The organism is Gabonibacter chumensis (assembly GCF_024741215.1).
Classification (GTDB): Bacteria; Bacteroidota; Bacteroidia; order Bacteroidales; family Marinifilaceae; genus Gabonibacter; species Gabonibacter massiliensis.
Genome location: NZ_JANSKB010000001.1, coordinates 326,241 through 345,113, shown reverse-complemented (window position 1 = coordinate 345,113; position 18,873 = coordinate 326,241). Strand labels below are relative to the sequence as shown.

The 18,873-nt window shown below is 41.7% G+C and carries 16 protein-coding genes and 3 tRNA genes; 14 read left to right on the top strand and 5 right to left on the bottom strand.

The window, feature by feature from the left end:
* Positions 1-91 precede the first annotated feature (91 nt).
* A tRNA-Leu gene (locus tag NVS78_RS01480) sits at positions 92-176 on the top strand.
* 408 nt (positions 177-584) lie between these two features.
* Here the strand turns inward: NVS78_RS01480 and NVS78_RS01475 are convergent.
* The 3 genes from NVS78_RS01475 to NVS78_RS01465 all read right to left on the bottom strand — a co-directional run bounded on the left by NVS78_RS01475 (position 585) and on the right by NVS78_RS01465 (position 2,154).
* Positions 585-755 carry a hypothetical protein gene (locus NVS78_RS01475; protein ID WP_286357613.1) on the bottom strand — a complete coding sequence of 57 codons (171 nt, stop codon included), beginning with the start codon at positions 753-755 and terminating at the stop codon, positions 585-587.
* Positions 756-1,391: 636 nt separating this feature from the next.
* On the bottom strand, positions 1,392-1,514 hold the full coding sequence (locus NVS78_RS01470; protein ID WP_286357612.1) for a hypothetical protein: 123 nt from the start codon (positions 1,512-1,514) through the stop codon (positions 1,392-1,394).
* Positions 1,515-1,791: 277 nt separating this feature from the next.
* On the bottom strand, positions 1,792-2,154 hold the full coding sequence (locus NVS78_RS01465; RefSeq protein ID WP_286357611.1) for a M48 family metalloprotease: 363 nt from the start codon (positions 2,152-2,154) through the stop codon (positions 1,792-1,794).
* Between the two features lie 294 nt (positions 2,155-2,448).
* On the opposite strand from NVS78_RS01465, the gene NVS78_RS01460 reads away from it, so the two are divergent.
* The 3 genes from NVS78_RS01460 (at position 2,449) to clpB (ending at position 7,014) form a co-directional block, all read left to right on the top strand.
* On the top strand, positions 2,449-3,126 hold the full coding sequence (locus NVS78_RS01460; protein WP_286357610.1) for a class II aldolase/adducin family protein: 678 nt from the start codon (positions 2,449-2,451) through the stop codon (positions 3,124-3,126).
* Positions 3,123-4,181: an S-methyl-5-thioribose-1-phosphate isomerase gene (gene mtnA, locus NVS78_RS01455; RefSeq protein ID WP_286357609.1), complete on the top strand. Its 1,059-nt coding sequence runs from the start codon at positions 3,123-3,125 to the stop codon at positions 4,179-4,181. Before NVS78_RS01460 ends, mtnA begins: the two co-directional genes overlap by 4 nt.
* 241 nt (positions 4,182-4,422) lie before the next feature.
* Positions 4,423-7,014 (top strand): ATP-dependent chaperone ClpB, encoded by a 2,592-nt coding sequence (clpB, locus tag NVS78_RS01450; RefSeq protein ID WP_286357608.1) that lies wholly within the window; start codon positions 4,423-4,425, stop codon positions 7,012-7,014.
* A 63-nt stretch (positions 7,015-7,077) separates the two neighbouring features.
* On the opposite strand, the gene NVS78_RS01445 is transcribed toward clpB, so the two are convergent.
* A tRNA-Leu gene (locus NVS78_RS01445) sits at positions 7,078-7,165 on the bottom strand.
* Between the two features lie 17 nt (positions 7,166-7,182).
* Positions 7,183-7,255 (bottom strand) — tRNA-Gly (locus NVS78_RS01440).
* A gap of 313 nt (positions 7,256-7,568) precedes the next feature.
* On the opposite strand from NVS78_RS01440, the gene NVS78_RS01435 reads away from it, so the two are divergent.
* The 10 genes from NVS78_RS01435 (at position 7,569) to NVS78_RS01390 (ending at position 18,869) form a co-directional block, all read left to right on the top strand.
* Positions 7,569-8,435: a cell division protein FtsX gene (locus NVS78_RS01435; RefSeq protein ID WP_286357607.1), complete on the top strand. Its 867-nt coding sequence runs from the start codon at positions 7,569-7,571 to the stop codon at positions 8,433-8,435.
* 10 nt (positions 8,436-8,445) lie between these two features.
* Positions 8,446-8,700 (top strand): DUF3098 domain-containing protein, encoded by a 255-nt coding sequence (locus NVS78_RS01430; protein ID WP_041502729.1) that lies wholly within the window; start codon positions 8,446-8,448, stop codon positions 8,698-8,700.
* A 67-nt stretch (positions 8,701-8,767) separates the two neighbouring features.
* A complete protein-coding gene (locus NVS78_RS01425) occupies positions 8,768-9,553 on the top strand; it encodes an undecaprenyl-diphosphate phosphatase (protein ID WP_286357606.1) in 786 nt (261 codons plus the stop codon).
* Positions 9,550-10,269 carry a tRNA pseudouridine(55) synthase TruB gene (gene truB / locus NVS78_RS01420; RefSeq protein ID WP_286357605.1) on the top strand — a complete coding sequence of 240 codons (720 nt, stop codon included), beginning with the start codon at positions 9,550-9,552 and terminating at the stop codon, positions 10,267-10,269. Before NVS78_RS01425 ends, truB begins: the two co-directional genes overlap by 4 nt.
* Positions 10,270-10,307: 38 nt before the next feature.
* Entirely contained in the window at positions 10,308-11,357 is a 1,050-nt protein-coding gene (gene queA / locus NVS78_RS01415; protein WP_041502731.1) for a tRNA preQ1(34) S-adenosylmethionine ribosyltransferase-isomerase QueA, read from the top strand.
* A 221-nt stretch (positions 11,358-11,578) separates the two neighbouring features.
* The gene (mfd, locus tag NVS78_RS01410) at positions 11,579-14,836 is read left to right on the top strand and encodes a transcription-repair coupling factor (protein ID WP_286357604.1); all 3,258 of its coding nucleotides are present in this window, start codon (positions 11,579-11,581) and stop codon (positions 14,834-14,836) included.
* 6 nt (positions 14,837-14,842) lie between these two features.
* Positions 14,843-15,571 (top strand): type III pantothenate kinase, encoded by a 729-nt coding sequence (locus NVS78_RS01405; protein WP_286357603.1) that lies wholly within the window; start codon positions 14,843-14,845, stop codon positions 15,569-15,571.
* A gap of 142 nt (positions 15,572-15,713) precedes the next feature.
* Positions 15,714-17,042, top strand: coding sequence for a tetratricopeptide repeat protein (locus tag NVS78_RS01400; RefSeq protein ID WP_286357602.1), 1,329 nt, complete (start codon positions 15,714-15,716; stop codon positions 17,040-17,042).
* Complete coding sequence (lptC, locus tag NVS78_RS01395; RefSeq protein ID WP_286357601.1) at positions 17,008-17,622, top strand: LPS export ABC transporter periplasmic protein LptC; 615 nt, start codon at positions 17,008-17,010, stop codon at positions 17,620-17,622. Before NVS78_RS01400 ends, lptC begins: the two co-directional genes overlap by 35 nt.
* Positions 17,619-18,869, top strand: a complete 1,251-nt coding sequence (locus NVS78_RS01390) for a hemolysin family protein (protein WP_286357600.1) — start codon at positions 17,619-17,621, stop codon at positions 18,867-18,869. Before lptC ends, NVS78_RS01390 begins: the two co-directional genes overlap by 4 nt.
* Positions 18,870-18,873: the final 4 nt, after the last annotated feature.

The window sequence follows — 18,873 nt, the reverse complement described above, 5'->3', positions numbered from 1 at the left end:
ATTTCAGACGAAAATGTAAAGAATATCTATAAAAAAGAATCATTTTGTTTGGAGATTTGAAGAAAAGCACTACTTTTGCACCCGAGTTCTTGCCCAGGTGGCGGAATTGGTAGACGCGCTGGACTCAAAATCCAGTGTCCTTTAAAGACGTGCGGGTTCGATTCCCGCCCTGGGTACTAAAAAATCGAAAGATAACCCTCTTGGTCGGAAGGTCGAGAGGGTTATCTTTTTGGGGTGTTTTTTGTTCCTCGGCTCAACCTTGTATACTGCATCCTAATTATACCTCTTGTTATTGTCATTCATGTCAACCCGTAGGTTACCCGAATTTATTTATCAAATCTAAATAAGCAAAATAATGTCCTCATTTCAAAGCAATATACCGCTTGCTTATCAGTGGGAATACAGATGACTGTTCAATTGTATGATTTTTATATACAATGAACTACTTTGAATTTGCGTATTTCAAATTCTATCATCTTCTTTTGAATGGACTCCTGATATCGGTGTCGGCTTTTTTAATTGGAATACAAAAATGGGTGATAAGCCGAAACCTACCACCCTTCATACCAAGCTAACACACCCTATTAATTATTTTTGTTGGGGGATATTTGAACCTCCCAACCTTTATGTTTAACTATATCTAAGTTACCCGTGTGTTCTTCATCCACGAAGATTAGGCCGCCTGTATCATTGGGAAGAGCCGTATATATCAATTCCATGGCGTTGTAGCTGAGTTTATTCTCAGAAACATTCATACTCTTTAGGGATTTGCAATTAAGGATGTCGACTGTCGTCAGTTGATTCTTGCAACAATTTAGTACTTTTAGCATGGTGCATCCACTAACATTTAAAAAGGGTAATTGATTGAGGTTGCAATTTAACCATATTAGGTTAGAACATTTTTCGACTGTTAATGATGTTAGTCCGTTATCGACACAAGTTAAGCGTGTAAGGTTAGGATGAGAGCTAACATTCAATGACGTTAGTTTGTTATGGGAACAGCTTAGTATTTCAAGTGTTGGACATTTATTGACATCTAACGTGGTTAAGTGGTTTTCGTAACAACATTCCAACGAGGTTAAAGAGCCATGCCCTTTAATTGTAATCGTGTATGTTCCTACATCCAAATGGCGAACGACTGGTAGATCTTCGTCTGATTTTAGTTTCAATGTTTCGTTATCCTCTTTATCGCCCCAATTTATACTTGTTATCCCTCCTTCGCCTCTGAATATACATATGAACTCGGTGCCATTTGATTCGATTTTAGATGTCATGTTAATCTCCCAAGAAGTTCCTTCGTCATTGTCGTCATCGGCTGAACAAGCCGCGAATATAGTTGCCAATAAAATTATCAATAAATACACCTTTTTCATGATTCGTTTGTATATTGTTTATCTCTCTGCAAAAAACTGGTCATTTTTCTGAAAGAGGGTGAAACTAAACGCTTTCGTTAATTCAAAATGTCCGCCATCCGGTAAGCTGAATGATACGGCAAAATAGACAACTTTCAGCATCTGACAAACGCTTATCGGGTTGTTATAATGCAAATTTAGATTAATTATTGGAATAATAAGAATATATTCCTGATAGTTTTTAATCAATAGACCATTTCCTGTGAAGTTTCAAATTTATGATAGCTTCCTCTATAAGGTATTTGGGCAGTTTTTTTATGATTTGGTCGAACTTTTACCTGAATATTTGATACGTCGGAAGAAATTTAGCATGTTTGATCGGGACCCTTAATCAGGATAATATTTATTGCAAAATACATTGACATACAATATTCTTTTATCAGCAAGTGTAGAAATATTGTATGTCTTTAAGCTGGAGTGTAAATGTAAAAATACCACTTATTTTTTTCACGTGGGCATCGGCTTTTTCCCTTACCCGTGAAACACGTTTCTCCCCGTCCGGATGGCTGGAAAACATTTTTGGGAACATAGACGATTTTTGTCCTTTCGATAAATTATTCAACTTTTCAAGTGCGTTCGCCGTTGTGCAGGGATTAAAACCGTGCTTTATACAAAGTTCAAATCCGTAATTGTTGGCTTCTGGCTCCTGTTTATGCGAGAATCGCACTTCCGACAAGGTTATGGCAGAAGTCAGGTCGGTAGCTGATTTCAACACCTTTTTCGTGTCAATTGTGCGTTTCATGGAACCATACTTCCAGCTACCACCAAAAGCAATAATACCCATTTTTCATTTTCGTCGAATTTTTTATTTTAAACACTGCAAAAGTATAAAATTCACGAATACCACTCCTTGAATCATTAGTGTTTATGCTATATCTATATTTTCATGTTCATAGTAGATGAGAAGCCTACTTTTCGTTTTTTTAAGATAAATCAGTCGAGAAACGGACTTAAAGTGGGTTATTCTTTCTCAAAAAGAAGGACGTGTCCGGTTGAAATGTTTATTTTTGTGTGGATAAGTTTTAAAGAACATCATATGAACCTGAAAAATTATAGTGAGATTTTTTATGCGGAAGAGATAGAACGCCTTAAAGAGTTGATTTGTGATATTGGGCGGAGGATGTGGCAACGAAATTACGTGGATGGAAATGGAGGGAATATCAGCGTACGCTTGAACGATAGTATGGTGTTATGCACCCCTACTTATATCTCTAAGGGATTTATGAAACCGGAAGATATGTGTATGGTGGATATGCAGGGACGACAGCTTGCGGGAGAACGACCGAGCACGAGTGAAATAAAAACCCATTTGGCTATTATGCGTCGGAATCCGAGTGCATGGGCTTGCGTACATGCCCATCCGCCTTATACGACCTCTTTTGCTTTGTGTGGACATCTGCCGAAGGAGGGAGTGGTTTCGGAAGCGGAGATATTTTTGGGAGAGTTAGGATTGGCGTCGTACGCGAGACCGGGGTCGAGGGAGATAGAAGAGGCAGTTGACGCTTTGGCTTTGGGGCGTAACGCGATTATAATGCAAGGGCACGGTGCTATTACTTGGGGAAAAAGTGTGGAGGAAGCCTATTGGAAGTTGGAGAACCTCGAAGCATATTGTCAGGTAGTACATCTGGCGGAATGCCGTAAGGATATTTTAATTTCCTTTTCGGAGGAAGAGAGGAAAGATTTGAAACGTTTACGGGAAAAATTTGAGCAATGAATACGATTTTCGATATAGTGACTGTTCGGGCGGATTATGAACAAGGGACATTGATCGTTATCGATCAAACGCAACTTCCGAACAAGGAAATATACCTGACGTTGAAAACTCCGGAAGAGATATGGGAAGCGATATACTTGTTGAAGGTGAGAGGGGCTCCGGCGATCGGGGTGGCTGCCGCTTGCGGGATTTCGGTATGTATGCAGAATTACCGGGGAGAGGATATGCAGGGCTTTCATAAAGAGTTTGGCCGGATAAAGAGATACTTGGCAACTTCTCGTCCGACGGCCGTAAATCTGTTTATGGCTTTAGATAGGATGGAAAATTGTATCCGGGTGCATGAATCCGATGGCGTACAGGGGATGAAAGAGGCTATGCGGCGGGAGGCGGAGGCCATTCGTTCCGAGGATGCAGCAGCCTGTCGGCGGATAGGAGAGTGGGGGTTATCGTTATTGTCTCCCGGAATGGGGTTGCTGACTCATTGTAATGCCGGTCATTTGGCAGTTTCCGAATATGGAACTGCCTTGGCTCCGATCTATTTGGGGCAAGAGAACGGATATGATTTTAAGGTGTTCGCGGATGAAACTCGTCCGTTGTTGCAAGGGGCCAGGCTAACGGCTTTCGAACTAAAGAGAGCAGGAGTGGATGTCACGTTGATATGCGATAATATGGCGTCGATTGTAATGCAAAAAGGATGGGTCCAAGCCGTTTTGGTCGGATGTGACCGGGTGGCCGCCAATGGAGATGCGGCGAATAAGATAGGAACTTCTGGAGTCGCTGTTTTGGCAAAATATTACGGGATTCCTTTTTACGTGTTGGGACCGACTTCTACGATCGATTTGGCTTGTTCGACGGGTGAGCAAATCCATATAGAAGAGCGTCCTCCTGAAGAAGTTACCGAGAAGTGGTATGTTCATCGAATGGCACCGGATAAGGTAAAAGTATATAATCCTGCTTTCGATGTTACTCCTCGTAATCTGATAACGGCCGTTATTACGGAAAAAGGGATTGCATATCCTCCTTTTACCGATTCTTTCCGAAAATGGCTGGAATAGAAGACTTTTAATAGTATGTAGGACATTTTGTCATTTATTTTTTGTAATTATGACAAAATGTCTTATTTGCGTGGGCGTTTTGAACTATTCGGTTTCGGCATAGAGGCGAGAAAAATTTTCTATGTATTGATAGTCATGGTTTTATCTTGTGCTTCTTTTTGTAGAAGGAAATGTGAAACTTTTAGTTTATAGATTCGGTATACCCTTTGTATTTCCTTAAACACGAAAGGAGCATGAGACTATGAACATGAATAATTATACAATTAAGTCGCAGGAAGCCGTGCAGGAAGCCGTGCAGATTGCGCAGGAAAAAGGGCAACAGGCCATCGAGACGGGGCATCTGTTGAAAGGTATTATTGCTAAAGGTGAAAATATCACTAATTTTATTTTTAACAAATTGGGAGTTAACGGACGGAACGTGGTTTCGGCTTTGGATCGGATGATTGATTCCTATCCGAAAGTTTCCGGAGGATCGCCTTATCTTTCCGAAGATACCAATAAGGTGCTGGAAAAAGCAACGAAGATCGCAGGAGAGATGGGTGACCAGTATGTCTCTCTGGAACACATTATATTGGGCTTGTTATCCATCCGGGATCAAGTTTCGCAATTATTGAAAGATAGCGGAATGACAGAGAAAGAGGTCAAAGCTGCTATCGAGGAGTTGAGGAAGGGTTCGAAAGTGAATTCGCAGTCGGCCGAAGACAATTACGATGCATTGGGGCGATATGCCATTAATTTGAATGAGCGGGCTCGCAACGGTAAGCTGGATCCGGTGATCGGGCGGGACGATGAGATTCGTCGGGTATTGCAAATCTTATCCCGGAGAACGAAAAACAACCCGATTTTGATCGGGGAACCGGGGGTCGGTAAGACGGCTATAGCCGAAGGGTTGGCTCAACGTATCGTTAACGGGGATGTCCCTTCGAATTTGGCGTCCAAGAGTATCTATTCCTTGGATATGGGAGCTTTGGTTGCCGGCGCTAAATATAAAGGAGAGTTCGAAGAGAGGCTAAAGGCCGTGGTGAATGAGGTTTTGGCATCGGAAGGAGATATCATTCTTTTTATCGATGAGATCCACACGTTGGTTGGGGCCGGGAAGTCGGAAGGAGCGATGGATGCGGCCAATATTTTAAAGCCGGCGTTGGCGCGGGGAGATTTAAGGGCTATCGGAGCGACGACTTTGAACGAGTATCAGAAATATTTTGAACAAGATAAGGCTTTGGAACGTCGATTTCAGAAAGTGATGATCGATGAACCCGATGTTATGAGTGCTATCAGTATCATGCGGGGATTGAAGGAGCGATATGAAAACCATCATAAAGTGCGGATTACGGACGATGCCATTATTGCTGCCGTTGAGTTGTCGCACCGGTATATATCCGATCGTTTCTTGCCGGATAAGGCAATTGACTTGGTGGATGAAGCTGCCGCAAAATTGCGGTTGGAGATGAATTCCGTTCCTGAAGAGATCGATGAACTGGATCGTAAGATCAAACAGCTTGAGATAGAGAAAGAGGCGATCAAACGGGATGGAAAAAGCAAAAAGTTGGATGAGATCCAGAAAGAATTAGCCGATTTGAATCAGGAGCGTACGAAATTGCGGGCTCAATGGGAGTCTGAACGGTCTTTGATCGATGAGATCCAAAAAAATAAGGATGCCATCGAACAGTATAAATTTGAAGCTTCCCGTGCGGAGCGGGAGGGAGATTACGGAAAGGTGGCCGAATTGCGTTACGGTAAAATAAAATCTGCGGAACAACGGATTGAGGAAATTAAGGCGAAGTTAGCCGATATGAAGCATGGAGATTCTTTGATTCGGGAAGAGGTTACGGAGGATGATATAGCTTCGGTCGTATCTAAATGGACCGGAATACCGGTAAGTCGGATGATGCAAAGCGAACGTCAGAAATTATTGCATTTGGAGGAAGAGTTGCATAAACGGGTAGTCGGTCAGGACGTGGCTATTGCCGCTTTGGCGGATGCCGTGCGTCGTAATCGGGCCGGATTGCAGGATGCCAAGCGACCGATTGGTTCGTTTATCTTTTTGGGAACGACCGGAGTCGGTAAGACGGAGTTAGCCAAAGCGTTGGCCGAATTCCTGTTCGACGACGAGTCTTTGATGACCCGTATCGATATGTCCGAATACCAGGAGCGTCATTCTGTCTCTCGTTTGATCGGGGCACCTCCCGGATACGTGGGATACGATGAAGGCGGTCAGTTGACCGAAGCCGTACGCCGGAAACCCTACTCTGTTGTTTTGTTGGATGAGATAGAGAAAGCGCACCCGGATGTATTCAATATCCTGTTGCAAGTATTGGATGACGGTCGGTTAACGGATAATAAAGGCCGGGTGGTGGATTTTAAAAATACCATTATCATCATGACTTCTAATATCGGTGCTCATATTATTCAGGAGAAGTTAAAGGACTTGAATGATAATAACCGGGATGAGGTATTGGAAAAGACCAATCACGAGGTGTACGAATTGTTGAAGAAAACGATTCGTCCGGAATTTCTGAATCGTATCGATGAGGTGATTATGTTTACTCCTTTACAAAAATCCGAGATTGTGGATATCGTTCGGTTGCAGGTTAATGGTGTCAATAAAATGCTTGCTAACAATGGAATTATTTTGGACGTAACGGAGAAAGCGGTCGAGTGGATCGCGGAAGCGGGTTATGATCCGCAGTTCGGGGCGCGTCCCGTTAAACGAATTATCCAACGAAACTTGTTAAATGACCTTTCCAAACAGATATTGGCCGAACAGGTTTCCAAAGATAGCCATATCGTTGTGGATGTTGAGAACGATCACTTGATTTTTAAAAATAAATAAAAAATGACGTTGAAACAAAAAGCCGGTCGAAAGTAAGATTCTCGACCGGCTTTTTGTTTCATGTGGTACTCGAGGCGGGACTTGAACCCGCACAGCCGCAATGGCCACGGGATTTTAAGTCCCGCGTGTCTACCGATTCCACCACTCGAGCAACATTGAAAAAGAACGAGCGAAAAACGGGACTCGAACCCGCGACCCTAACCTTGGCAAGGTTATGCTCTACCAACTGAGCTATTTTCGCAAATATAATCAATAACGCTTTTGGTATCTTTAAACCTCGCCAAGGTTGTGTCGATGACGCTTCGCTTTGGGCAAGGTTATGCTCTACCAACTGAGCTATTTTCGCAAATGCGAACGCAAATATAGGTCATTTTTTCTATCGTACAAACGAATTCTCTTAAAAATGTAAGGAATTATTTCGGTTTTATATATTAAATTCTGTTTCTCATGCAGTTATTGAACGGATTTAGAGGTCGTTTTTTTGTTTTTTTTATTGAAATGATTGTTCTCGGGTTTAGAATGATTATATTTGTCGTGTTTTTTAAAGAAAAGAGATGTCTCATACAGGAAGTAGAAGGGTAAAAGGATCATACTTTGTTTCTACGATCAGTATTGCTTTGGTGCTCGTGGTCGTGGGTGCTCTCGTGTTTATTCTATTGAATGCCCGCATGGTGTCGGATCATGTTAAGCGTAATATCGGTTTCGTTGTCATAATTAAGGATAATACAAACGAAGCTGAAATTAAGCGGGTACAAAAAATCTTGGATACCCGTCCCTATACTTATTCTTCTCAATATATAACGAAAGAGCAGGCTGCTGCTGCTTTCAAGAAAGAGATGGGAGAGGATTTCGAAGCTATATTAGGTGCGAATCCGCTTTTGCCTTCTATCGAGATTAAATTGAATCCGGCTTACGCGAATAACGATTCTTTGACGATGGTCGAAAAAGGATTAGCCAAATTCGATATCATTCATGATGTTTATTACCAGAAGTCGATGATACAAAGTGTCAATGAGAATATTCGTCGGATAAGCGTATTCTTTTTGATTGTCGGGGCCGTTCTGATGTTGATATCGTTTACCTTGATCCGAAATACGATACATCTGGCCGTGTATTCACAGCGTTTTTTAATAAAGACGATGCAGTTAGTCGGGGCAAGATCCTTCTTTATTTGCAAGCCGTTCGTGTATGACAGCATGTGGAGAGGATTCTTCGGCGCTATGATCGCGAACTTGGTGCTGTTGGGTGCTATATTTTTTTTACAAGAGAATATAGGAAGGGTGATGAACATTGTACATCGGGATACGATCGTTATCATGGTGGTATTTGTCGTTCTTTGCGGTATGTTTTTATCGTTTATATCGGCTTGGTATTCTGTTCATCGATATTTGAACAGGGATTTAAATGAATTGTATACATAAAAAAAGATATATGGTAAATGATTTGAAAGAAAAGAAGGATGGTTTCCCGATACCCAAAAGTAACTATAAATTTATTTTGATCGGTTTCGGGATTGTCGTGCTCGGATTTTTATTGATGATGGGAGGCGGATCTGATTCTCCGGATACTTTTAACTATGACATTTTTAGTTTTAGGAGAATAACCTTAGCTCCGATGGTTGTTTTATTCGGTTTCGGTTTCGTGTTCTGGGGCATTATGCGTAAACCTAAAAAAGAGGAGAAATAGACGTAGTATTGGGGTAGGACGAAAAGATGTTATGGGAATTTTCCCGTTCTCAATTTAATATAAATTTATGGAGTGGTTTGAAGCATTGGCGCTCGGTATAATTCAAGGATTAACAGAATTTTTACCTGTAAGCAGTTCCGGACATTTACAAATTTTTGGTGCATTATTCGGTGTTGAGGCTGAAAAGAATCTGACGTTTGCCGTTGCGGTTCATGCGGCGACCGTATGCAGTACGATTGTGATCTTGTGGAAAGAGGTTTCTGTTTTGTTCCGGGGATTTTTTAGTTTCAGGTATAATGACGAGATGGCTTACGTGTTGAAAATATTTATATCGATGATTCCGGTGGCGATTGTGGGGTTTTGTTTTAAAGATTATGTAGAAGAGATATTCGGTTCGGGCTTGTTGATCGTGGGTTGTATGTTGTTAGTGACCGCATTGCTGTTGACTTTTGCCTACTATGCCAAACCTCGGGAGAAAGCCGATGTCTCTTATAAGGACGCTTTTGTTATAGGTTTGGCGCAAGCGTGTGCCGTATTGCCTGGATTATCCCGTTCCGGCTCGACGATAGCGACGGGTATATTGTTGGGGAATAAAAAAGAGATTGTCGCCAAATTTTCTTTTTTGATGGTTTTGATACCCATTTTGGGAGAAGCTATGCTGGATTTAGTAAAGGGGGATTTTTCTTCCGGCGACGGTGTACCCGTTGTATCTTTGATTATCGGGTTTATCGCTGCTTTTGTTTCCGGATGTATCGCTTGTAAGTGGATGATAAGCATTGTGAAAAGAGGGAAATTGATTTGGTTCGCCTTTTATTGTGCTATTGTGGGAATATTGACAATTGTGTTGGGATGACAGAAGTTTGGAGTAAGATTCGATTTCGAGAAGAAGGAGATTTTCAGGCGGGAGCTGTAATCGTGATCGACAAGCCTTTGCGTTGGACCTCTTTTGACGTGGTGAATAAGGTTCGGATCTGTTTGAAAAAGAAATTCGGAAAGATAAAGGTAGGGCATGCGGGGACATTGGATCCGTTGGCGAGTGGGGTCGTGATCGTATGCGTGGGAAAGGAGACGAAGGAGATTGAAAGATACATGGGAGAAGAGAAAGAGTATATCGCGGAGATAACTTTCGGACATACGACTCCTTCTTACGATTTGGAGACATCTTTTAACGGAACCTTTACGTATGAGCATGTGAATCGTATGTTGATGGAAGAGATCATTACTCGTTTTGTCGGTGAGATTGAGCAATATCCCCCGATTTTCTCCGCTGTACGAGTAGATGGGGTTCGTGCTTACGAGAAGGCTCGTAAGGGTGACGAGGTGGAGATGAAGAGTCGTCGGGTGACGATTCGGGAGATTGAGATTGTGAAAATGGAACTTCCCGTGGTTGAGTTAAGAATCGTGTGTAGTAAAGGAACATATATCCGTTCGTTGGCACATGATTTAGGACAGGCCTGTGGAAGCGGTTCGTATCTTTCTGCTTTACGGCGAAGCCGGGTGGGCGGATTTAAAGTGGAAGATGCTTGTAAAATGAATGAAGTAGTTGAAACTTTGCAGGAAATGCTGTGATTTTCAAAATTTGATAAATAATAAATTAGTTTGCTCATATGAAACTATCGAAATTTAAATACAAGTTGCCTACGGAATTAATAGCATTACATCCCATGCAGAATCGGGACGAGAGTAGGTTAATGGTATTGGATAGAAAAACAGGAAAGATTGAACATAAAGTATTCAAGGATGTTATTGATTATTTTGAAGAAAAAGATGTTTTTGTGTTCAACGATACAAAGGTTTTTCCTGCGAGGTTGTATGGGAATAAGGAGAAAACCGGAGCCGAGATCGAAGTGTTTTTGCTGAGAGAGTTGAATCGGGATCTTCGAATTTGGGATGTTTTGGTAGACCCTGCTCGTAAAATCCGGATCGGGAATAAATTGTATTTCGGGGAAGATGACAGTATGGTTGCCGAGGTAATCGATAATACGACTTCCCGCGGAAGAACGTTACGTTTTTTGTTTGATGGGGAGTATGATGAATTTAAGAAGGAACTGTATGCTTTAGGAGAGACTCCGTTACCTCGTTTTATCACCCGAAAGGTAGAACCGGAAGATGCGGTACGTTATCAGACTATTTTTGCGAAAAAAGAGGGAGCAGTCGCTGCTCCTACAGCCGGGATGCATTTTAGCCGGGAGTTGATGAAGCGTATGGAGATCAAAGGAATCGATTTCGCTTATATCACTCTGCATGTCGGATTAGGGAATTTCCGAGAAGTTGATGTGGAGGATTTGACAAAACATAAGATGGATTCCGAACAGATTATCGTGGGGTCCGAGACGGTGAAAATAGTGAATGATGCCAAGGATGAAAAACATAAGGTTTGTGCGGTGGGTACTACTGTCGTTAGAACGTTGGAAAGCTGTGTTACGACAAAGGGCCGTTTGACGGAATTTGACGGATGGACGAATAAATTTATTTTTCCTCCTTATGATTTTAGTGTACCCGATGCTTTTGTATCTAATTTTCATCTGCCCTATTCGACCTTACTGATGATGGTGGCAGCTTTCGGAGGTTATGATTTTGTTATGGAAGCTTATAATCAAGCTGTTAAAGAAAAATATAGATTCGGAACTTATGGGGATGCCATGTTGATCCTGTAAAATGAGATTGTCCGAGAATAGTTTTTCACGTGACTCTATGCCAAGGAATTAATTGAGAGGAGGGAGGCTTTGGGCGAGAGGATCGTTCTTGAAAATTTTTGAGACATCTTTTGAAAAAACGAGAGAGGGTGCATCCTGACGAATGGGAACACCCTCTCTTTTCAAAATAAATAATGTTGGAAGCGAGAGAATTATTACAGTTATTTCAAAAACATCCTGTTGTGGACGAAATTCGAAAATCTTTGAATGGATGTCCGGATGTGAAATTGAAAATAGAAAATGGAGTCGGTTCGGTACTCTCTTTTATTGCGGCTGTTCTTGGAAAAGAGAGCGATGGAGTACAATTGTTCGTATTGAATGATAAGGAAGAGGCGGCCTATTTTTATAATGATCTGTTATTTCTTTTGGGGGAAGAAAAACTTCGTTTTTTGCCTGCTTCCTATCGTCGTTCCGGTAATTTTGAGGATAAGGATAATGATTCGATTCTGGTGCGGACGGAGGTGTTGAACGCGTTGGTGGATAAGCAGGTCGGTTGGGTGGTGACTTACACGGAGGCATTGGCTGAAAAGGTAGTGAATAAAGAGGTTTTAGCCGATATGTCGATGCCTGTGTCTAAGGGAGATAAGTTGTCGATCTCTTTTCTGGAAGACCTGCTTTCGGAATATGATTTTGAAAGGAGTGATTTTGTATATGAACCCGGACAATTTTCAATACGGGGGAGTATTGTCGATATCTATTCTTTCGCGGAAGAGCGTCCTGTACGTTTGGATTTTTTCGGGGACGAGGTAGAGAGTATTCGTTATTTTGACGTGGAGACCCAACTTTCGGAACAACAAATAGAACGCATCGTACTCGTGCCGGATTTAAGTGAGACCGTAGATGGCGGCAAATCCGGGACGTTGGCCGAATTCCTCGGGAAAGGAGTGATTTGGTGGTTAAAAAACACTTTTTTGATCCGTGATCGTTTGAATACATTAAAACAGGATGATCCGGGTGATTTGTTGGTTGTTGCCGATGATCTCCTGCAAATGGTCGGGAAGTGTCCGGTCGTTGAATGGGGATCGGATCTTTATTTTCGGGGGCAGGTTCTGAGAATGGAGACTGAATTACAACCGGCAGTAAACAAGCAATTCGATTTGTTGGCGGAACATTTGCAAAGTAAACAACGAGAGGGATATACGCTTTGCGTTTGTTCAAATAATGAAATGCAGCTTCAACGGTTACGGGATATTTTTTCGGACAAGGGATATATCGTAAATTTTAAGTCCGTGGAGGGGACTATGCACGAGGGGTTTTGTGACGTACAATTGAGGATTTGCCTATATACGGAGCACCAGATTTTTGATCGTTATCATAAGTATCGATTGAAAACGACACAGATAAGAAAAGGGAGGGAATCTATTACGATTAGTGAATTGCAAAATTTACATCCCGGTGATTATGTCGTTCATGTGGATCATGGGATCGGTCGGTTCGGCGGATTGGTCAAGATTAATAACGACGGCCGTGAACAGGAGGCCATACGTTTAGTCTATAAAAATAATTCGGAATTGTATGTCAGCCTTCACGCTTTACATAAGATCTCTAAGTATAAGGGAAAGGACGGTGTTCCTCCGGTTGTCAATAAATTGGGGGGAGATGCTTGGAACCGTTTGAAGCAGAAAACGAAATCCAGGGTGAAAGATATTGCCCGGGAGCTGATAGCGTTGTATGCCAAACGTCGTAAAGAATCGGCCTTTGCCTATTCTAAGGATAGTTATTTGCAAGAAGAGATGGAAGCTTCCTTTATGTACGAGGAGACCCCCGATCAGATGAAGGCGATTCAGGCCGTAAAAGAAGATATGGAAAATCCGCACGTGATGGATCGGTTGGTGTGTGGAGATGTCGGCTTCGGAAAGACGGAGGTGGCGATAAGAGCTGCTTTTAAAGCCGTCGCGGATAGTAAGCAGGTGGCCGTTTTGGTACCTACTACGGTTTTAGCTTATCAGCACTATAATACTTTTATCAAAAGGCTTGCGGGGATGCCTTGTCGGGTGGAGTATATCAGTAGAATGAAAAAAAGTTCCGACATAAAACGGGTACTGAGAGAGTTAAGCGAGGGGAAAGTAGATATTATCATCGGGACTCATCGTTTAACGAGCTCCGATGTGCATTTTAAGGATTTGGGGCTATTGATTATTGATGAAGAGCAGAAATTCGGAGTGGCCGTAAAAGAGAGGCTGAAACATTTGAAATTGAATGTCGATACGATTACCATGACGGCAACGCCAATTCCCCGGACCTTGCAATTCTCTTTGATGGGAGCAAGAGATATGTCGATTATCCGGACGCCGCCTCCCAATCGCTATCCTATTGTTACCGAATTGCATCGTTTTGATGAAAAAGTTATAAAAGAGGCGATCTCTTATGAACTGGCACGTGGCGGACAGGTGTTTTTCATTCATAACCGGGTGGAAAATATTCGGGAGATACAATACCTGATTCATCGTCTGATTCCGGGAGTGAGGAGCTGTGTGGCCCACGGACAGATGAACGGAGAGGATTTGGAAACCGTGATGCATGATTTTATACGGGGAGATTATGATGTATTGATAGCTACGACTATTGTGGAATCCGGTTTGGATATTCCGAATGCCAACACTATGATTATCAATCAGGCGCAAAATTACGGATTGAGTGATTTGCATCAATTGAGGGGACGGGTGGGGCGTTCTAACCGGAAGGCATTCTGTTATTTGTTGACACCTCCGTTGGAATTGATCAATCAAGATGCCAGACGACGCTTGAAAGCGATAGAGGATTATAGCGGACTCGGGAGTGGTTTTAATATTGCGATGCAAGATTTGGATATTCGCGGTGCCGGCAATATTTTAGGTGGAGAACAGTCCGGATTTATTGCCGAGATCGGTTACGAGACCTATCAGCGGATATTGAATGAGGCTTTGTTGGAGTTGAGGGATGAAGAATTTCCGGAATTGGAGGAAAGAAAATCGGAAAATAACGAGTATTTTTCGGTAGATTGTGTTATCGATACGGATTTTGAGATTCTGATTCCTGAAGCTTACGTGGAGAATGTAAGTGAACGGATTCGTTTGTACAGGGAATTGGATAATATCACGGATGAGAATACGTTACAGCGATTTGAAATTGAATTGCGGGATCGTTTCGGAGAGATTCCGGTACAGGTTGAGGCTTTGATGGAGGTGGTCCGAATCCGGAGAAGGTGCGTGAACTTGGGAATAGAACGTTTATTGGTAAAAAACGGTAAGATGGTGGCTTATTTTATCGGCGATCAGCATTCTTCTTATTACGCTTCTGCTATTTTTACGGCCGTTTTGAAGTTTGTGCAAAAACAGGTTATTCCTTGTAAAATGAGTGAACGAAACGATAAATTGACCCTCGTGTTTACGGGGATTGAAAATATTGGACGGGTATCCGGAATAACAAAGGCCATGGAAGAATTTACAGAGAAAAATTAATATGAAATGAATCTGGTTGTTGACATAGGAAATACGCGGACCAAATATGCCGTATTCGAAGATGATCTTTTTGTCGAGAGTGGGACAGGAGTCCCTGAATTGTACGAGAAAGCCCTCTGCTGGCGGAAGAGGGGAGAAGAGGTTAATGTAATTATGGCCAGCACCGGGGCGATATCGACAGGATTAAGAGCTTGTCTAAGCGATATCGCAACTTTTTTTTGTGAAGCTAACCCGCTCATGTCGTTGCCCATCCGTTTAGGATATGATACTCCTCAAACGTTGGGAATAGATCGTATTGCCGGATGCGTTGCCGCCGCTTTTTTATTTCCGGGTAAAGATATATTGGTTATCGATATGGGAACGGCCATTACTTTCGACTTTATGAATGGGGAAGGTGTGTTTCTGGGGGGTAATATTTCCCCGGGCATGCAAATCCGTTTTCGTGCGTTGAATGAATTCACGTTAAGCCTTCCTTTGGTCGAAGGGTCCGATACGTATGAATATATAGGAAAAGATACTCCGGGGGCCATATTGGACGGGGTCATGAATGGTATACTTTTTGAAGTACGTGGTTATATAGATGAATTGCGTCGAGAGAATCCGGAAGCAATAGTTATCCTTACGGGAGGAGCCAGTCATTTCTTAAAAAAGTCTTTAAAACGGGAAGTTTTTTTTGATGAAAAATTAGTAATTGTGGGATTAAATCAAATGTTAGAATTTCAAAAGAGGAGATAATAATTAAAATGTGCCTATAGAAAAAGTCGTTGAAGCCTTTACTTTTAAAAAAAATAATGGTAAATTTGCCCGGGATGAAATTATTTAGGGAAATATAAAAGCGAATTGTTTCTTAATTTAAACTTAAAAATAGAGGGATCATATGAAAAGAATTGCTGTATTAGCGTTTGGGATATGTATACTTACCGTTGGCGGTTTAAAAGCCCAAAATGAATCGAAATTTGGGAAAGATAGTATACAAACGTTGTATAATGCTTCAATTTATACGGAATTATGGAGACAGAAGAATTTCAAGGAGGCGTTGCCTGCCTGGAGATACGTGTTTCTTAATGCTCCGGCATTTCAACAGAATACTTACGTGCGGGGAGAAGATATTATAGAATATATGTATAAAAGTACTCAAAAGAAAGAGTATCTGGATACATTGATGATGATTTACGATCAACGTATAAAGTATTTCGGGGACGATCCCAAAGCGGGAGAAGGATATATTTTAGGACGTAAAGGTTTGGCTTTGCTTCGCTATGGAGATCAGGGAGTGGAAAACAGGAAGCAAGCGTATAATTATTTGCTGAAATCCGTGGAGATGAAAGGAAACGCTTCTCTTCCGGATGTCGTTGATCGGTTGATGTGTACGGCTTGTGAACTGGCTAAGGAGGAGCAACTTTCGGCCGATGAGGTGTTGCACTTGTATGACGATTTGTCTCGGCTTGCTAAGGAGAACATTTTGGGAGGCGGAAGAATCGGGGAGAATTTCGAGAGATGTCAAAAAAACTTAGATGCCTTCTTCTTTGCTTCCGGTTTAGCGAATTGTGAAACTTTAGCTGGTTTGTTGACGGCGAGATATGAAGCGAATAAAACCAATTTGGACGAATTGAAGAGTATTTCTTCTCTGTTGAGAAGACGGGAGTGTACGGATCTTCCGATCTATACAACCGTTGCCGAGACAATATATCAGTTAGAGCCCTCTTCCGATGCGGCTTATGGTTTGGCCGTTATGTTTTTGGGCAAGCGCGATATAGAGAAGGCCGAACGATATTTTAAAGAGGCGATAGATAAAGCCGAGAATGTCGAAGAGAAGGAGAATATTTACATGATGTTGTCCCAGCTTTATTTAACGACAAAGAATTTTCCTCAAGCCAAAAAATACGCTCAGGAAGTGTTGAAGATAAACCCGAATTCCGGAAAGGCATATATTCTTATAGGAAAAGCCTATGTTTTCGGAAGTAAAGGTTATAGTCAGGATGATTTTGAACAGCATACCGTTTTTTGGGCTGCAGTAGATAAATTTATTAAAGCCAAGCAAGTGGATCCTGAGGTTTTGACAGAGGCGGATGAGTTGATAAAAACCTATTCGGTTTATTTCCCTACCTCTGGAGAGGCTTTTTTCAACTCTATAAAGGCTGGGGACACGGTTAAAATCGGAGGTTGGATAAATGAAAGTACGGTCGCAAGATTTAATAAAGAATAGTGTGGTTTTGTTTCATCATGAATGGAAAATACAAAGCATTACCGTCCTTATTTTAGGGACGGTAATGCTTTTTTCTTGTAAAACAGACCAAAAAGAGATCGATCGGATTGTAAGTCGGACTGATAGACCCGAAATGTCGGGAGAAAATCTTACATTGCTCTATTCGGACTCTGCCCGCATTAAATATAAAGTGATAACACCCGAGTATGATAAATACAATAAAGAAGGACAGAAATACGATGAATTTCCGAAAGGTATACACGCTATATTGTATGATAAAGAGGGAAACGAAGTGGGTTCCTTGGTGTCGAAATACGCGAAAAAATTAGAAGATGAGATGTTGTGGGAAATTCGTAACGAAGTAGTTGTAGTGAATTCCGAGGGGAAAAAATTGGAAACGGAGTTGTTGTATTGGGATATGAAGAAAGAGTTTCTTTATACCGATCGATACACACGTTTTACATCCGGGGAACAGATGATAGAGGGAAATAACGGATTTGAGTCGGATCAGCAATTGAATAATCCACAATTTAAGAATGTTACGGGTAAAATAGCCGAATCAGAAAATCAAACTAAATGACCGTTTTTGTTGCCATAATAACTTGTTTGCTACTGTCCGCTTTTTTCTCCGGGATGGAAATAGCCTTCGTGGCATCCAATAAATTACGTATCGAGATTGACAAATCGAATAAGGGGATTACCCAAACGCTCATCGATTTGTTTGTGTCTAATTCCGGAATGTATATTACCACGATTTTGGTCGGAAATAACGTGGTCATGGTTATTTACGGTATTTTCATGTCGGATTATTTGGATCCCCGTTTGGAGCAAATAGGCATCTCTTTAGGATTTCGAATGTTTGCCGTCACGTTAATTTCGACGTTGATCATGTTGGCAGTTGCGGAGTTCTTGCCTAAGGTCATCTTCAGGTTACGTCCCAATTTATTTTTACGTATTTTTGCCGTACCTGTCTTTTTATTTTACATCTTATTTTTTCCTATATCCTATTTTTCCGTTTGGTTCGGGGGATTGTTGTTGCGGGTTTTCACGGGAAAGAAATTGGCGCACAAGGAGGAAGATCGAGCTTTTGGAAAGATTGATTTGAATAACCTGATAGAGGAAGGAGAGGCTTCGGGAACGTTAAACGAAGATGAACATGATATAAAGTTGTTCCGGAATGCGTTGGATTTTTCCGAAGTAAAGTTAAGGGAATGTATGGTTCCCCGTACGGATATCGTGGCCTTACCGTTGGACGGAAGTTTGGATGAATTGAGAGATCTCTTCGTGCAGACGGGTTTTTCTCGTATTTTGATTTATAAGGATAGTATAGATAATGTTATAGGGTATGTACATTCATCGGCTCTTTTTCATCATCCGGAAACGATTGTTAAGGCTGTCAGTAAGATTTTGATCGTCCCGGAAACCATGTCGGCTTTACGTTTGTTGAATCTTTTCACGAAAGAACAAAAAAGTGTAGCTGCCGTGGTCGATGAGTTCGGAGTAACGGCGGGGATGGTGACGATAGAGGATATTATGGAGGAGATTTTCGGGGAGATCGAGGACGAACATGATCATCTAAACCTGAAGGAAGAGGTGCTGGCACCTAACGAATATCTTTTTTCCGGCCGTCTGGAGGTCGATTATCTGAACGAGAAATACAATCTGGATCTTCCTGAAAATGAAGAATACGAAACATTGGCCGGATTGATATTGTATTATAATGAAGATATTCCGAAGGAAGGAGAACAAGTTGTCGTTGAGGGAATTACTTTTGAGATATTGCAGGTAAAAAGTGCACGTATTGAAGAGGTTAAAGTTATGATATGAAAAG

Excerpts from the sequence above, each read along its gene's own strand:
- NVS78_RS01390 (WP_286357600.1), top strand. The coding sequence starts at position 17,619 with ATGACCGTTTTTGTTGCCATAATAACTTGTTTGCTACTGTCCGCTTTT.
- truB (WP_286357605.1), top strand. The coding sequence starts at position 9,550 with ATGACAGAAGTTTGGAGTAAGATTCGATTTCGAGAAGAAGGAGATTTT.
- NVS78_RS01470 (WP_286357612.1), bottom strand. The coding sequence starts at position 1,514 with ATGCTGAAAGTTGTCTATTTTGCCGTATCATTCAGCTTACCGGATGGC.
- clpB (WP_286357608.1), top strand. The coding sequence starts at position 4,423 with ATGAACATGAATAATTATACAATTAAGTCGCAGGAAGCCGTGCAGGAA.
- NVS78_RS01465 (WP_286357611.1), bottom strand. The coding sequence starts at position 2,154 with ATGAAACGCACAATTGACACGAAAAAGGTGTTGAAATCAGCTACCGAC.
- queA (WP_041502731.1), top strand. The coding sequence starts at position 10,308 with ATGAAACTATCGAAATTTAAATACAAGTTGCCTACGGAATTAATAGCA.
- NVS78_RS01475 (WP_286357613.1), bottom strand. The coding sequence starts at position 755 with ATGAATGTTTCTGAGAATAAACTCAGCTACAACGCCATGGAATTGATA.
- NVS78_RS01425 (WP_286357606.1), top strand. The coding sequence starts at position 8,768 with ATGGAGTGGTTTGAAGCATTGGCGCTCGGTATAATTCAAGGATTAACA.
- NVS78_RS01400 (WP_286357602.1), top strand. The coding sequence starts at position 15,714 with ATGAAAAGAATTGCTGTATTAGCGTTTGGGATATGTATACTTACCGTT.
- mtnA (WP_286357609.1), top strand. The coding sequence starts at position 3,123 with ATGAATACGATTTTCGATATAGTGACTGTTCGGGCGGATTATGAACAA.
- NVS78_RS01430 (WP_041502729.1), top strand. The coding sequence starts at position 8,446 with ATGGTAAATGATTTGAAAGAAAAGAAGGATGGTTTCCCGATACCCAAA.
- NVS78_RS01435 (WP_286357607.1), top strand. The coding sequence starts at position 7,569 with ATGTCTCATACAGGAAGTAGAAGGGTAAAAGGATCATACTTTGTTTCT.
- NVS78_RS01405 (WP_286357603.1), top strand. The coding sequence starts at position 14,843 with ATGAATCTGGTTGTTGACATAGGAAATACGCGGACCAAATATGCCGTA.
- lptC (WP_286357601.1), top strand. The coding sequence starts at position 17,008 with ATGAAAGTACGGTCGCAAGATTTAATAAAGAATAGTGTGGTTTTGTTT.
- NVS78_RS01460 (WP_286357610.1), top strand. The coding sequence starts at position 2,449 with ATGAACCTGAAAAATTATAGTGAGATTTTTTATGCGGAAGAGATAGAA.